This window comes from Mesorhizobium yinganensis, assembly GCF_040081985.1.
Classification (GTDB): Bacteria; Pseudomonadota; Alphaproteobacteria; order Rhizobiales; family Rhizobiaceae; genus Kumtagia; species Kumtagia yinganensis.
Map to the genome: position 1 here is coordinate 425,873 of NZ_JBEBMH010000002.1, position 13,862 is coordinate 439,734.

15 protein-coding genes are annotated in these 13,862 nt (G+C 61.8%); 3 read left to right on the forward strand and 12 right to left on the reverse strand.

All coding sequences use genetic code 11. The features are described 5' to 3' along the window. Positions 1–126: 126 nt before the first annotated feature. From ABMA59_RS05595 to ABMA59_RS05620, 6 genes are all read right to left on the reverse strand, one after another. Positions 127–1,368 (reverse strand): class I SAM-dependent RNA methyltransferase, encoded by a 1,242-nt coding sequence (locus tag ABMA59_RS05595; RefSeq protein WP_349004315.1) that lies wholly within the window; start codon positions 1,366–1,368, stop codon positions 127–129. Further along, positions 1,365–2,132 (reverse strand): TlyA family RNA methyltransferase, encoded by a 768-nt coding sequence (locus ABMA59_RS05600; protein ID WP_349004316.1) that lies wholly within the window; start codon positions 2,130–2,132, stop codon positions 1,365–1,367. Before ABMA59_RS05600 ends, ABMA59_RS05595 begins: the two co-directional genes overlap by 4 nt. 57 nt (positions 2,133–2,189) lie before the next feature. Continuing rightward, the gene (locus ABMA59_RS05605) at positions 2,190–2,537 is read right to left on the reverse strand and encodes a hypothetical protein (protein ID WP_349004317.1); all 348 of its coding nucleotides are present in this window, start codon (positions 2,535–2,537) and stop codon (positions 2,190–2,192) included. A gap of 110 nt (positions 2,538–2,647) precedes the next feature. After that, positions 2,648–4,561 carry a 1-deoxy-D-xylulose-5-phosphate synthase gene (gene dxs, locus ABMA59_RS05610; RefSeq protein ID WP_349004318.1) on the reverse strand — a complete coding sequence of 638 codons (1,914 nt, stop codon included), beginning with the start codon at positions 4,559–4,561 and terminating at the stop codon, positions 2,648–2,650. A gap of 292 nt (positions 4,562–4,853) precedes the next feature. Continuing rightward, complete coding sequence (locus ABMA59_RS05615; RefSeq protein ID WP_349004319.1) at positions 4,854–5,774, reverse strand: pirin family protein; 921 nt, start codon at positions 5,772–5,774, stop codon at positions 4,854–4,856. Then, positions 5,771–6,061, reverse strand: a complete 291-nt coding sequence (locus ABMA59_RS05620) for a DUF2277 domain-containing protein (RefSeq protein ID WP_349004320.1) — start codon at positions 6,059–6,061, stop codon at positions 5,771–5,773. The genes ABMA59_RS05615 and ABMA59_RS05620 overlap by 4 nt, the downstream gene beginning before the upstream one ends. Positions 6,062–6,541: 480 nt before the next feature. Here ABMA59_RS05620 and ABMA59_RS05625 point away from each other — a divergent pair, with 480 nt between their 5' ends. Then, positions 6,542–7,402: a class I SAM-dependent methyltransferase gene (locus tag ABMA59_RS05625; protein WP_349004321.1), complete on the forward strand. Its 861-nt coding sequence runs from the start codon at positions 6,542–6,544 to the stop codon at positions 7,400–7,402. Between the two features lie 50 nt (positions 7,403–7,452). Here ABMA59_RS05625 and ABMA59_RS05630 read toward each other — a convergent pair whose 3' ends face one another. From ABMA59_RS05630 to ABMA59_RS05655, 6 genes are all read right to left on the reverse strand, one after another. Beyond that, positions 7,453–7,704 (reverse strand): exodeoxyribonuclease VII small subunit, encoded by a 252-nt coding sequence (locus ABMA59_RS05630; RefSeq protein WP_349004322.1) that lies wholly within the window; start codon positions 7,702–7,704, stop codon positions 7,453–7,455. 2 nt (positions 7,705–7,706) lie between these two features. Next, positions 7,707–8,633, reverse strand: a complete 927-nt coding sequence (locus ABMA59_RS05635) for a histone deacetylase family protein (protein ID WP_349004648.1) — start codon at positions 8,631–8,633, stop codon at positions 7,707–7,709. Between the two features lie 210 nt (positions 8,634–8,843). Next, the gene (locus ABMA59_RS05640) at positions 8,844–9,827 is read right to left on the reverse strand and encodes a hypothetical protein (protein ID WP_349004649.1); all 984 of its coding nucleotides are present in this window, start codon (positions 9,825–9,827) and stop codon (positions 8,844–8,846) included. A 141-nt stretch (positions 9,828–9,968) separates the two neighbouring features. Next, positions 9,969–11,069 carry a 3,4-dihydroxy-2-butanone-4-phosphate synthase gene (ribB, locus tag ABMA59_RS05645; protein ID WP_349004323.1) on the reverse strand — a complete coding sequence of 367 codons (1,101 nt, stop codon included), beginning with the start codon at positions 11,067–11,069 and terminating at the stop codon, positions 9,969–9,971. 157 nt (positions 11,070–11,226) lie between these two features. Further along, positions 11,227–12,324, reverse strand: a complete 1,098-nt coding sequence (gene aroC, locus ABMA59_RS05650) for a chorismate synthase (RefSeq protein ID WP_349004324.1) — start codon at positions 12,322–12,324, stop codon at positions 11,227–11,229. Between the two features lie 121 nt (positions 12,325–12,445). Continuing rightward, a complete protein-coding gene (locus ABMA59_RS05655; RefSeq protein WP_349004325.1) occupies positions 12,446–12,985 on the reverse strand; it encodes a hypothetical protein in 540 nt (179 codons plus the stop codon). A 42-nt stretch (positions 12,986–13,027) separates the two neighbouring features. On the opposite strand from ABMA59_RS05655, the gene ABMA59_RS05660 reads away from it, so the two are divergent. Further along, the gene (locus ABMA59_RS05660) at positions 13,028–13,414 is read left to right on the forward strand and encodes a hypothetical protein (protein WP_349004326.1); all 387 of its coding nucleotides are present in this window, start codon (positions 13,028–13,030) and stop codon (positions 13,412–13,414) included. Continuing rightward, positions 13,411–13,782 (forward strand): hypothetical protein, encoded by a 372-nt coding sequence (locus ABMA59_RS05665; protein WP_349004327.1) that lies wholly within the window; start codon positions 13,411–13,413, stop codon positions 13,780–13,782. The genes ABMA59_RS05660 and ABMA59_RS05665 overlap by 4 nt, the downstream gene beginning before the upstream one ends. Positions 13,783–13,862: the final 80 nt, after the last annotated feature.

Below are 13,862 nucleotides of genomic sequence, written 5' to 3' on the forward strand. Positions count from 1 at the left end.
TCATCCTCGCCACCGGCCATTTCCGCCGCCAGCTCCAATATCTGTCTTTCTATATCGGACATGGCGATATCCTTGCGGCTACTCAGGCGAAGACTAGGCCGAGCTGCGCCAAATCGAAAGGTACTATCATCGCCGCCGCCTCGGCTTCTCCAGCAGGGCGACAGCCTCCACATGCGGCGACCACAGGAACTGGTCGACCGGCGTAACCGATTTCAGCGCATAGCCACCGTCGAGCAGGATGCGCAGGTCGCGGGCGAGCGTCGCCGGGTAACACGAGACGGCAACGACGTAGGGCACGTCCGATCTGGCAAGCTGCTTCGACTGGTCCTCCGCTCCTGCTCGCGGCGGGTCCAACAGCACGCCGTCATAGGCGTTCAGTTCCTTGAAGGTCAGCGGCCGGCGAAAGAGGTCACGTTTTTCCATCGTCACCCGGCGGAGGCCCGGCGTCGAGCGAAAGCCTCGGTCGAGCGCGGCGAGCGCCGGGCCGTCGCCCTCGACCGCGTGGACCTCTGCAATCGCCGCCAGCCGCAACGAGAACGCGCCGGCGCCGGCGAACAGATCAGCGATTTTTTTCGCACGCTTCAGGTGGGCCAAGGCCAAGTTCGCCATGGCCTCTTCGGCCGCCTCGACTGCCTGGAGGAACCCGCCGGGCGGCACGGGAACGGCAGCCTTGCCGAACGGCACGAAGGGTTTTCTCGGCTCGATCAGGATTTCGCCGCCGACTGCCAGCCGCGCCAGGTTTTCGCGCAGCGCAAAATCAGTCGCCGGACGCCTCGATGACTCTGGCAAGGGCCCTGCCCCATCCACCGCGACCTCGAGGCCGGAGGCGGTGTGGGTCACCGTCATGTGGAACGCTTCGCGCGCATTGCCCGCGACAAGCGGCGCCAGCGCGCGCAATTTCGGCAGAGCCGCCTCGATCTGCGGCAGCACGACCGGGCACTCCTCGATGTCGATGATGGTGTGCGAGGCGGCGCGGTTGTAGCCCAGCACCGCGCCCTTTTCCGTGCGCCGCGCGGAAAAGACGGCACGCCGGCGCGAGCGCGGTTCGGCGGGCACGAGGTCGTCCACAGGAAAATCGATGCCGTTCTGGCCGAGAGCTTGAACGAGTTTCTCGCGTTTCCAGACCTGGTACGGCGGCTGCGCAAGATGCTGGATCGCGCAGCCTCCGCATTCGGTGAAATGGCGGCAGGCAGGTTCGATGCGGTCGGGCGAGGCTTCGAGAACGGAAATCAGTGTGCCCTTGTTCTTCTCCACGGCAACACTCACGCGCTCGCCCGGCAACGCGAACGGCACGTAGACCGATCCTTGCGGAGTGCTGGCAATTCCATCGGCCTGGGCGCCGAGACGGTCGATGACGAGATTTGTCATGGCCGGTCCTTGATCGCGCCGAGCAGAAATTCGTGGTTACCGTCACCGCCCGCGATAGGCGAATCGTGAAGGCCGAGCACGCGCCAGCCCGCCATGCCGTCCAGCCATTCCGCGAGGTCTCGCGCGACCGCTGGACCATCCTCGGGATTCTTGAGCATGCCGCCCTTGCCGATCGCCTCACGTCCCGCCTCGAATTGCGGCTTTACCAGGAAAAGCCCCTTCGCACCGGGAGCGGCCAGAGAAAGCGCGGGCGGCAAGGCAAGCTTCAGCGAGATAAAACTCACGTCGGAGACGATGAAGTCCGGCGCGATCCCGTCGAGATCGCCGGAGGTCAATACGCGGGCGTTCAGCCCTTGGCGCGCGCTCACGCGGGCATCGGCGGCAAGCGTCGGATCAAGCTGGCCGTGGCCGACATCGATGGCGAAGACACGGTTCGCCCCACGCTCAAGCAGCACCTGGGTGAAGCCGCCGGTCGACGCGCCGATGTCGAGCGCGGTCGCGCCGGCCGGGTCCAGGCTGAAATGGTCGAGGCCCTCCACAAGCTTGAGCGCGGCGCGGGAGACGTACGCGCGGGCCGGATCATCGACGTCGACCCCGATTGAAGCGTCGACCATGATACCCGGCTTCGTCGCCACGGCGCCTTCCACCTTCACCGTCGCCCGCTCGACCGCGTCGCGGGCGCGCGAGCGGCTGGCGAAAAAGCCGCGCCGGACGAGAAGCTCGTCCAGCCGCATCTTCTGTCCGCGAGCGGTTTGCGTCGTCATGCCCCTCCTTGGCGGAGGCCTTCGGCGAAGGCAAGCCGGCGCACCCACCTCCGGCGGTCAATATTCGATGACGCGCAGATCGCCGCCGGGCTGTGCCGAACCGTCCGCGGCCGGGGTGGAAGCGGCGGACAAAACCTGGATCGATCCAGTGGATTGCCTCTCAGACGACGCAGCGGACGCTGGCAGTTGCGGCGGCGCGCCGGCAGCCGAAACAGCCGCGCTTTCGGGCGACATGATGAAGACCGGCCGCTGGCCATAACCGAATCCGGGGCGGATTTCACCAATCTTAGCCGCGATGACGTCCATGGCCGCCTTCTCGAGCTTGAGATCGTATTTCGGCTGATCCATGGCAGCCGCCGAAAGCGCCGGCAGCATTGCCGCGCCGAAAACCAGATATCTGCCCATAACCGCCCTCTCGCCGGGCGGCACCATCGGCGAGGCACATGAACAAGTAGCCAAAAAACACGGTAATCAAAAGGAAAACCGGCGATAGCGGCGTTAACGCGCCGGCTGCCTCAGGCCCTGGCGGAGCGTACCTCGCGACCAAGCGCCTGGAAGGCCGTGGACACGATGCCGGCGCTGTCGAGGCCGGCGTCGGCATACATTTTTTCCGGCTTGGCATGTTGGACAAAGGCATCCGGCAAAACCAGGGGGCGGATTTTCAGCCCATGGTCGAGCAGGCCTTCGCGCGCCAGGAAATGCAGGACCTGTGTCGCGAAACCGCCGATGGCGTTTTCCTCGACGGTGATCAGCACCTCGTGCCCTGTCGCCAGCCGACGAACCAGATCCTCGTCGAGCGGCTTTGCGAAGCGCGCATCGGCGACAGTGGTTGAAAGGCCGAGCGCGCCAAGCTCCTCGGCAGCGAGCAGGCAATCCTGCAGACGGGTGCCAAAGGACAGCAGCGCCACCTTGGTGCCTTCGCGCAGGATGCGGCCCTTGCCGATTTCCAGCACGCTGCCACGCTCCGGCATGTCGACGCCGACGCCGTTGCCGCGCGGGTAGCGGAAGGCGATCGGGCCTTCGTCATAAGCCACCGCGGTGCGCACCATGTGGCGCAGTTCCGCCTCGTCAGCCGCCGCCATCACGACGAAGCCGGGAAGGCTGGCGAGATAGGTCGTATCGAAGGCGCCGCAATGCGTCGGACCGTCGGCACCGACAAAACCGGCGCGGTCGATCGGGAAACGCACGGGCAGGTTCTGGATCGCCACGTCGTGCACGACCTGGTCGTAGGCGCGCTGCAGGAAGGTAGAATAGATGGTCGCGAAGGGTTTTAAGCCCTCGGCGGCGAGGCCGGCGGCAAAGGTGACCGCGTGCTGCTCGGCAATGCCGACGTCGAAGGTGCGCGACGGAAAAGCCTCGCCGAAGAAGTCGAGGCCGGTGCCGGACGGCATGGCGGCGGTGATGGCGACAATCCTGTCGTCCTCGCGCGCTTCCTGGATGAGGCTGTCGGCGAAGACCTTCGTGTAACTCGGCGCATTCGCAGGGGCTTTCGCCTGCGCGCCGGTTATTACGTCGAACTTGTTGACGCCGTGATACTTGTCGCTGGCCGCCTCGGCGGGACCGTAACCCTTGCCCTTCTGGGTGACGACATGGATCAACACCGGCCCGTCGCCATTGTCGCGGACGTTCTTCAGCACCGGGATGAGGTGTTCGAGATTATGCCCGTCGATCGGCCCGATATGATAGAAGCCGAGTTCCTCGAACATCGTGCCGCCGGTGACGTAGCCGCGCGCATGCTCGACGGCGCGGGTGACGGCGCGGTCGACGCGCTTGCCGAGATAAGACGTCAGTTTCTTGCCGAAATCGCGGAACCCCATATAGGTGCGGCCGGAAGCCAGCCTGGCCAGATAGGCGCTCATGGCGCCGGTCGGCGGGGCGATCGACATGTCGTTGTCGTTGAGGATGACGATCAGCCGGGCATTCAGCGCGCCGGCATTGTTCATCGCCTCGTAGGCCATGCCGGCCGACATGGCGCCGTCGCCAATGACGGCGATCACATTGTTACGCCCGCCCTTGAGATCGCGGGCCACGGCCATGCCGAGGCCAGCCGAGATCGATGTCGAGGAATGCGCCGCGCCGAACGGATCGTATTCGCTCTCCGCACGCCGCGTAAAACCCGACAGGCCATGCTCGGCACGCAACGTCCGGATGCCCTGGCGGCGGCCGGTCAGGATCTTGTGCGGATAGGCCTGGTGGCCGACATCCCAGATCAGCCGGTCGCCGGGCGTGTCGAAGACGTAGTGCAGCGCGACCGTCAGTTCGACCACGCCGAGGCCGGCGCCGAGATGGCCGCCGGTGATCGACACCGCATCGATGAGTTCAGAGCGCAGTTCGTCCGCCAGTTGCGGCAGATCGCTTTCCGGCAGGGCACGGAGATCAGAGGGTATCTTGACCCTGTCGAGAAGCGGCGTTTTGGGCGGTTGGTTCAATGGTTCTGAGCCTGCGACCAGGATTCGTGCCTGGATGACGTCGGTATTCGGGCCTGTTCGACCACGATCATCAATTTCCACCCGGAGATAATGACTATTGCGTGTCGTGTAAATGCGCGATGGCGACGCGGCTCAGCCTTCGGGCAGCGGGATGAATTCTTCTTCGTCACCGGGAACGATGTCGAAGCGGCCGGTCTTCCACTCGTTCTTGGCCTGTTCGACCACGATCATCAATTTCCACCCGGAGATAATGACTATTGCGTGTCGTGTAAATGCGCGATGGCGACGCGGCTCAGCCTTCGGGCAGCGGGATGAATTCTTCTTCGTCACCGGGAACGATGTCGAAGCGGCCGGTCTTCCACTCGTTCTTGGCCTGTTCGATGCGTTCCTTCGAGGAAGAGACGAAGTTCCACCAGATGTGGCGCGGCGAACCGAGCGAGGCGCCGCCGAACAGCATGAAATGCGCGCCGCGCTCCGACGACACGACGATCTCGTCCCCCGGGCGGAACACCAGCAGGCGGTCGGACGGAAAATGGTCGCCGGAAATGTCGACCTCGCCGTCCAGCACATAGATGGCGCGTTCCTCGGCATCGGCCGGGATCGCTACGCGGGCGCCCCGAGCAAGCGCGATGTCGGCGTAAAGGGTGTCACTGGCAGTGCCGACCGGCGAGCGCAGGCCCGAAAAGCCACCGATGACGACACGGCCCGAAACGCCTGCGTCGTCGAACGTAGGCAATGCGGCGCGGCCGGTATTCTCGAAGGATGGCGCCACTTCCTCCTTATCCTTCGGCAACGCAATCCAGGTCTGCAAGCCGGACATCGACATCGGCGAGCCGCGCAGCTCCTCCGGCGTGCGCTCGGAATGGACTATGCCACGCCCGGCGGTCATCAGGTTCACGTCGCCCGGTTCGATCACCATCTCTGTGCCGAGCGAATCGCGGTGCCTGATCTTTCCGTCGAAGAGATAGGTGACGGTGGCCAGCCCGATATGCGGATGCGGACGAACGTCCATTGCCTGGTCGCCCCGCAGGATAGCCGGCCCCATGCGGTCAAAGAAGATGAATGGACCGACGAGACGGCGCTTTGCCGTCGGCAGGGCGCGCCGCACCTCGAAGCCACCGAGGTCCTTGGCATTGGGGATAACCATCAGCTCGATCCCGTCGCAGGCGAAGGCATCGCCGGGATGCGGGTCGTTTCCTGGGAAGAAGCTCATTCGGACACGATCTCCGGTTGCCTGGCGAAGCGTTGCGCCGATCTGGCGCGTGCTTTCATGGCCTCGTCCTCGCGGTCTCTCGGCGGTTGGTTTGTCTCAAGCGACACGAGCAGTTCCTTTGCAACAGCGGCGATCCGCTGGACGGCGAGATTAAAAGCGTCCTCGTTGCGCTTCGACGGCTTGTTCGACCCGCTCAGTTTGCGGACGAACTGAAGCGCCGCGTCGCGGATTTCTTCATCAGTCGCGGGCGGATCGAAGTTGAACAGCGTCTTGATGTTGCGGCACATGATGGCTCTCTCTCGATACGTCTTAATCTAGTCAACGGATCAGCGTTGTTCAAACCCGCGCGACTGGCGTCATTGCGGCACAACCGTATCGCCACCAGCCGCAACCTGGCGATGAGAGGAACCATCTGCAAGAGTTCGCAGATGCGTGCGGAATCGAAAGCTGCTTAGCCGGATCGCTACGCAAAGCCCATCCTCGTGCCACCGAACGCAGATTTCCAAATGGGACTGCTCGTTGAAACCGAATATCGGACACGCGGGATATGCGAGCAGGACCTCATTGATTTCAATTCGCCGATGGTCAGCCATTGCAGGTTAGCGAAGTTTCCAGGGGCACCTGGATCGTTGCACTGGCTATTCGCACCTCAAAAATAGACAGGCGGATACAATTCGCAGTCTTGGCCAAGGTCCGAAGATGTGCGATATCCCAGAACAATTCGCTGACATTTCCATACCTACGCTAGTTCACAGGGGACATAGGTCGTGAATAGTATTGCAAAAGCAGCCACATTCAATGCACCGAACATCGATCAGAGTGACTTGTATGATCGAGAATTCCATGAATGGTTAAAGAGCAACCCTGGCGGCACCTTCTCACAATATTCAGTGCAAGATATAGTCAATAAGCTAAAGCAGGGTGGAAAACATCATACGCTTGGAGCAAAATTGCATGGCGTCGAGTGGAGCAAGAGCGGCCTTCCTTTCTACAAAAGACTCCGACGACTTGCCGATACTCCGCGATATGCCAGAATCTGCGACTACGGCTGTGGCAGCTTGCGAATCGGCGTTCATTATATCAAGCAGCATAATGCAGGATGCTACTACGGACTCGACGTAACTAGGGATTTCATTGATCAAGGCGTGGAGCTTGCCGGAGATATTTTGCACAAGCGACGTGCCCAGGTTGGGACGATCAGCCAAGATCTCGAGAAGGCTGTCAAATTTGACGCCGACCTACTCTTTGCGGCAAATTTAGTTTCTCACGTTCATCCCGAGGAGATCGAGACGTTCTACGCAAACATCAAGCGGATTGTTCACCGGCCCAACGGGGTCATCTTGCTGCACGTTGTGGAGCACCCGTTTATGGTGAGATACCAGAAATCAGGGTGGGCTTGGCCGCTCGATTTCTTCGACAAGAAAATGCAACCCTTTCAGCGGGTAGAAACTGATTTCCTAAGGTATTTTCACAAGGCGGGATACTTCATGAATGGCTATATTCTAGTCTACAAACGCCCTTCCGCAAGTGTATCCCTTACAAAGAATATGGCTCATTTCGCGAAAGACAAATACAGGGAACATAAATATCGCAGAAAACTCCAATTGCAGGCCAGAACTCAGGACTGACCTGCCGATGCACTATTTCCATCGGAGGAATTGAGTCGACGCAGCCAATCTCACTCCCCGTCCAGCAGCTCCACGCCGACAGGCTTGCCCTCGCGGGAAAGGCGAATCTTTTCAACCTTGTCCTCGGCGGACTTCAACAAACGGTCGCAATGGGATTTCAGCGCCTCGCCGCGCTCGTAGATGCGGATCGACTGGTCGAGCGGCACGTCGCCGCGCTCGAGATCGTCGACGATCTTCTCCAGTGCATCCAGCGCCTGCTCGAAACTCATGGCCTTGATATCGGCGTTCGGTTCGTCGGCCATTCTCATCCTCTCATCATGCGTCGGACATGGGCGGAGACGGAGGACGACAGGCCCTCCAGGTCGTAGCCGCCTTCCAGCAGGCTCACCAGGCGGTTGCCGGCGCTCTTTCCCGCGCGGTCCAGCAACTGGCCGGTCGCCCAGTCGAAATCTTCCTCGGTCAGATAGATCTCCGCCAGCGGGTCGCGGTGGTGGGCGTCGAAGCCCGCCGAAATGATGATCAGATCCGGCTTGAATTTGTCCAACGCCGGCAGGACGCGGGCGCGGAACGCCTCCCGAAAAAGGTCGCTGCCGGTGCGCGGCGACAGCGGCGCGTTGACGATGTTGCCGGCGCCGGTCTCGTCCCTGGCGCCGGTGCCGGGATAAAGCGGCATCTGGTGCGTCGAGCAGTAAAGCACGCTGGGGTCGTCCCAGAAGATGTCCTGCGTGCCGTTGCCGTGGTGGACATCCCAGTCGACGATGGCGACGCGCTCGGCCCCATGTTTCCTCTGGGCATGGCGGGCAGCGATTGCCGCCGTGTTGAACAGGCAGAAGCCCATCGCCGTCGTTTTCTCGGCATGATGGCCAGGCGGCCTGGCGGCGATGAAGACGTTGTCGGCCTTGCCGGAAAAAACGTCGTCAACGGCAGCGTTGGCCGCGCCGACGGCGCGGATAGCCGCCTCCCAACTCTTCGGACTGACTGAAGTGTCGGCATCGATCGAGCGGATGCCGGTCTCGGGGATCGCGGTGCGGATCTTGTCGATGTGGCGCTCGGGATGCGCGAAGGTCAGGGTCTGCTCGTCGGCTTCAGGCGCCTCGACGCGGACCAGATCGGTGAAAGCGTCTTCCTCCAGCACGCGCTCGATGGCGCGCAGCCGATCGGGCCGCTCGGGATGGCCAGGCGGCGTCATGTGTTCGAGGAAGACCGGATGGGTGTAGAGCATGGTGGCCATGCACCCGATATAGGCGCGCGGGACGGGAAAGACCACGTCTGGCCACGCTCCGGACGGCGGCATCAACAGTTTCGCGTCGTCGCAGGCATGCTATTCAGGCCGCAACGGAAGCCTCGCGCGTGCAGGTCGGTGCCAAGTCCATCCTCCAGCAGGCGCACGACGGCAGTCGATTGCGACTGTCCGTCATACGTCTCTCAGGCGTGGCAAGAATCAGGCGCTGCCCGGCGCCACGCCCAAGCCAGCCCCGCCGATCGGGGCCCGCGCCTTCTCCTTCAATTCACGGAACTTTTTCGACGCGCCTGACAGGCGCCGGTCCCATTCCGGATCGGGCACCTGGCCCTCGATGCGGCGGAAATAGACCTGCATCAGCGCGGCGATGCAGAAGGGCTCGATGAAGGCCGAGGAAAAAGCCCAGGTGAAAACGATGGCCAGGACAAAACCCCAGCCAGCGATTTGGCCGGGCATATAATAGAGAACCGCGGCGGCGGGAGCGAGCGTCGACAGGAAGACCACGATGGCGATCACCCACATGAAGACGGTCAGCCAGATGGCGTTCTTGATCATCGCCTTGCCGTTCTGCGCGTAGAGCACGACCGCCTGGCAGGCGGTTCGGAAAGGCTTGGTGCTGTCCTGGCGGATGTTGTAGCCGAGGATGATCTCGTCGACATAGGTCATCGACATGCGGATAACCGAGTTGACGAAACTCGCGAGCGTGTTCAGGCCAGGGATCGGCATGAAGGCGGCGATGCCGCCGATCAGGCCGGTGATCGCAAGGAGCGCTCCTTTGATGAGCTGGTCGAGCAGGAACAGCGTGTTGGCCTCGCCGAAACGGGCTGTGACCACCTGCCGGGCATAGGCGATCTGGCCCTGTCCTCCGGGCACGTCGCGCCCGTCGATCAAATGCACCATGACGGCGATGTGGCCGGCCTTGACGATGTAGAGCATGTATTCGCGCGCCCAGTAAAGGATCGCGGTGACCAGGCTGAAGCCGGTGACGCCGCCCCAGAAGCCGAGGCTGATCGGCCCGTCCTGGCCGCCAAAGATGTGGCCGACACCGTAGCCGACGCCTGCGGCCGTGCCGGTCACAAGGATATAGGCGAGCGTGATGCCGAAATAGACGATCATGCGGAAGACGACGAACGGCCAGGTGCGCAGCACAATGCCGATGGTCCTGCCGATACCGAAATCCCACATGATCATTCGCCCCGCCGCGGCCGACCATGCCCTATCGCAGCGGACAGGGATAGTGCAGACGACTCAGCCAGACGATGGCGTGCCGTCAGCGCTTTGCTAAAGGCGGGCAGTAAGGAACCGTGCTAAGGACGTGCGCAAAGGCTATAAAATCTCCGTTCGCACGATCCGGATGCCGAAGCCTTCGACACCGATGTAATGGCGTTCGCGGGAGGCCAGGTTCGTGATCGACTGCACGCCGAGATCCTTGAGTATCTGTGCGCCCAGGCCGATCTCGCGCCATTCCGCCTCGCGCCGCCGGGCCTCGTCGTGGCTTTCGCGCTCGCCGCTGGGCAATCGGTTGCGGGCGTTGTGGGCGACGCCGACAGACCCTTCGCGAAGGTAGACGATAACGCCGCGCTTGCGCTCGCCGAACGAGACCAGCAGGTCTCGAAGCGCGGTCCCCTTTCCGAACACATCGTCGACCACATCCTCGGAATGAAAACGAACCGGGACATCCTCGCCGTCACGGATGTCGCCGAAAACGACGGCCAGATGATGCATCACGTCCCATGGCACCGAATAGGTGAAGACCTTCGCCTTGCCGCCGGGCGTTTCGATGTCCGAGCAGGCAAGACGCTGGACGAGCGTCTCCTGGCGCTGGCGGTAGGCGATGAGGTCGGCCACCGAGACCTGCTTCAAACTGTTCTTCTCGGCGAAGGCCATGACATGCGGGCCGCGCATGACCGTGCCGTCATCGTTGACCAATTCCGAGATGACGCCGACCGGCGGCAGATTGGCGAGCTTGCAGAGATCGACGGCGGCCTCAGTATGGCCGGAGCGCATGAGCACGCCGCCCTCGCGGGCGATCAGCGGGAAGATGTGGCCCGGCCGCACGAAATCCGACGCGCCGGCATTGCCGTTGGCGAGATTGCGGACGGTCAAAGTGCGGTCGTCGGCGGAGATGCCGGTGGTGGTTCCGTGCTTGAAATCGACGCTGACCGTGAAGGCCGTGGTGTGGGCCGAATCATTGTCGGCGACCATCGGCGCAAGGTTAAGCCGGCGAGCGTCCTCGCGGGTCATCGGCGTGCAGACGATGCCCGAGGTGTTGCGAACGATGAAGGCCATCTTCTCCGGCGTGCAGTGCACAGCCGCGACGATCAGGTCGCCTTCGTTCTCGCGGTCGTCGTCGTCGGTGACGACCACGATCTCGCCACGCTCGAAGGCGCGGATGGCTTCGACGACTTTCTTTTGATCGTAGGGCATTGGGATTTCACTTTCGTTCAAATAGGGCAGTAGGCAGTCGGCAATAGGCAGTCGGGCAAGAGAAGAGTGTTAGGAAGGCAATTCCGGTGGTGGAATGCTCCGGCAGCAGTCGAATCGGCGCGCTATCCGACTGCCTATTGCCGACTGCCTACTGCCCTCACCTCCCAGTCTGTCCTCGATGCCGCAGATAATGATCGGCGATCGCGCAGGCAACCATCGCCTCGCCGATCGGCACGGCGCGGATGCCGACGCAGGGGTCGTGGCGGCCTTTTGTCATGATGTCGACATTGCGGCCTTCCCTGTCGATCGACTGTCGCGGGGTCAGGATCGAGGAGGTCGGCTTGACGGCGAAGCGGGCGACGATGGGCTGGCCGGTCGAGATGCCGCCGAGGATGCCGCCGGCGTGGTTGGACAGGAAGATCGGCTTGCCGTCATTGCCCATGCGCATCTCGTCGGCGTTCTCCTCGCCGCGCAGTTTCGCGGCGGCAAAACCCTCGCCGATCTCGACGCCCTTGACGGCGTTGATCGACATCAGGTTGCCGGCGATGTCCTGGTCGAGTTTTGCGTAGATCGGCGCGCCGAGACCGGGCGGTACGCCCTCGGCGACGATCTCGATGACCGCGCCGACCGACGAGCCGGCCTTGCGGATACCGTCGAGATAGTCGGCGAACACGCCGACGGAAGCGCGATCCGGCGTGAAGAAAGGATTCTCGGCATCATGGACGAAATCCCAGTCCCAATCGGCGCGGCCGATTTCTTTCTCCCCCACCGAGACCAGAGCGCCGCGCACCATCATGCCCGGCACCACCTTTCGAGCCAAAGCGCCGGCGGCGACACGCGCCGCAGTCTCGCGAGCCGAGGAACGGCCGCCGCCGCGATAATCGCGCAGGCCGTATTTGACGTCATAGGTGTAGTCGGCATGGCCGGGGCGGTACTGCTTCGCGATCTCGCCATAGTCCTTTGAGCGTTGGTCGACGTTCTCGATCAGCATCGAGACCGGCGTGCCGGTCGTCACCAGCGTGTCACCGTCCTCCTCCATGAGGACGCCCGACAGGATTTTCACCTCGTCGGGCTCGCGGCGCTGGGTGACGAAACGCGACTGGCCGGGGCGGCGGCGGTCAAGATCGGCCTGGATGTCGGCGCGGGTGAATCGGATGCCGGGCGGACAGCCGTCGACCACGCAGCCGAGGGCCGCGCCGTGGCTCTCGCCCCAGGTGGTGACGCGGAAGAGATGGCCGAAAGTGTTGTGCGACATGAACAGGCCCGAACCGACGACCCGCCTTCTATTGGCCTTTGCCCATGCGGTCAAATCGGCGCGGGGGCAGAAATAGTTTTGACACTTGCAAAATTTCTTTTAGAAATCAAGCACATAATGCCTAAAGTGCGGCCCTGTCAGGGTTTGATTTCATTAAAGAAATTTTAGAGGTGGCCTCACCCAAATTCGAGGAAATCCAGTGACCCATGGACACGATAAACACGTCGTCCTTTGCCTCGGCAGTACGGATCTTCGTCCGCATGTAGACGGCAGTGCGAGGAGGGATGATGTCCCCTTCGCAGAGACCGTTCCGTGAGACGAAAGCGGATGCCTCAGTCCGGGATGAGCGGGTCACTGGCTTGCCCAGGAATGAGCTGCCGAGGTTCCGTAGGTTGGAGTCGAGCCAGCGGATGCCGAAGACCACGCCAGAGCTGTCCACCACCGAAGCGTACAAAAAGTACCTTCGGGTGCTTTCGATCAGGATAGCCTCACGCATGTAAAATTGCTGCCGGCCATGGATGCGTAGGACAGTCCCGGCCGAGGGGTGCTGCACCAGCTGCCCATTGACAGGCGGCAAGTCAGCGTCCGGACCTTCGCCATATCCAGCAGCTTTTCCATTGCTGTAGAGCGATGGATCAATTCTCGTCGAGACGTAATTCACGGTTTAGCTCTGCTGAACACCACACTTTTTAAGAGGTAAAGCATGACCTTCAAGGAAGCTCAACAGGCGTTCGAAAACGCTCCATACAACCAGACCGCCGGCGCCTATCTGGCTGCCGCGATGCAATACGAAGCCGACGGAATGATCGGCGACGACACCTGGCTTAATGCCCTGGCCGAGATTCGGGATTACCTACTCAAAGGCCCGACGATCACTATCACCGTGTTCTCGATGAAGAGCACCGATGAGGGATCGACCATCGTCGAGAGCCGGGACGAGCACGAGTTCTGGGACATAGCCGTAAAGCAGGATGGCAAAGACGATCCGATCGAAGAGGTCGACGACATCACCGATGAGGAGGTGCTACAGAAGGAGCTGAATAGGCTCCATCAAAAGTACCCCAATGCGAGCTGGGAGAACGTACCATGACGCCGACCTTCAAACTGGAGAAAGACCCAGCGAACGGTATGTGGGTTGGCCCTGATGGATGCCACTACGAGACCGAGCAGGAGGTCATGTATCACGGTTATGTGAACGGCTGCGGTTGTGGTTGTCCCGAAGACGTCCACAGCTTCATCTGCAAATGCCTGACCCAGTTCAAAGGTAAATACCCAACGCCAGGTGTCGAAGGCATCAAAGCCGTAATCGAGAAAGATCTCGATACGGCTGCCGAGTTCATTGCCCACTTCCTGATGGATAAGGGTCTCACCGAGCATGGCAGCTCAGTTTACGGCTCCTGGCTCACACCGTTAGGCGAACAGTTTCTGGCAATTGGCCCCATGAAGAACGACGATTGATTATCTAAGATAATCTACTGAACGTTTTTCTTGGTTCGGGCTTGGTCTCAGATCCTTTTGATCATGATAATGTGATCATA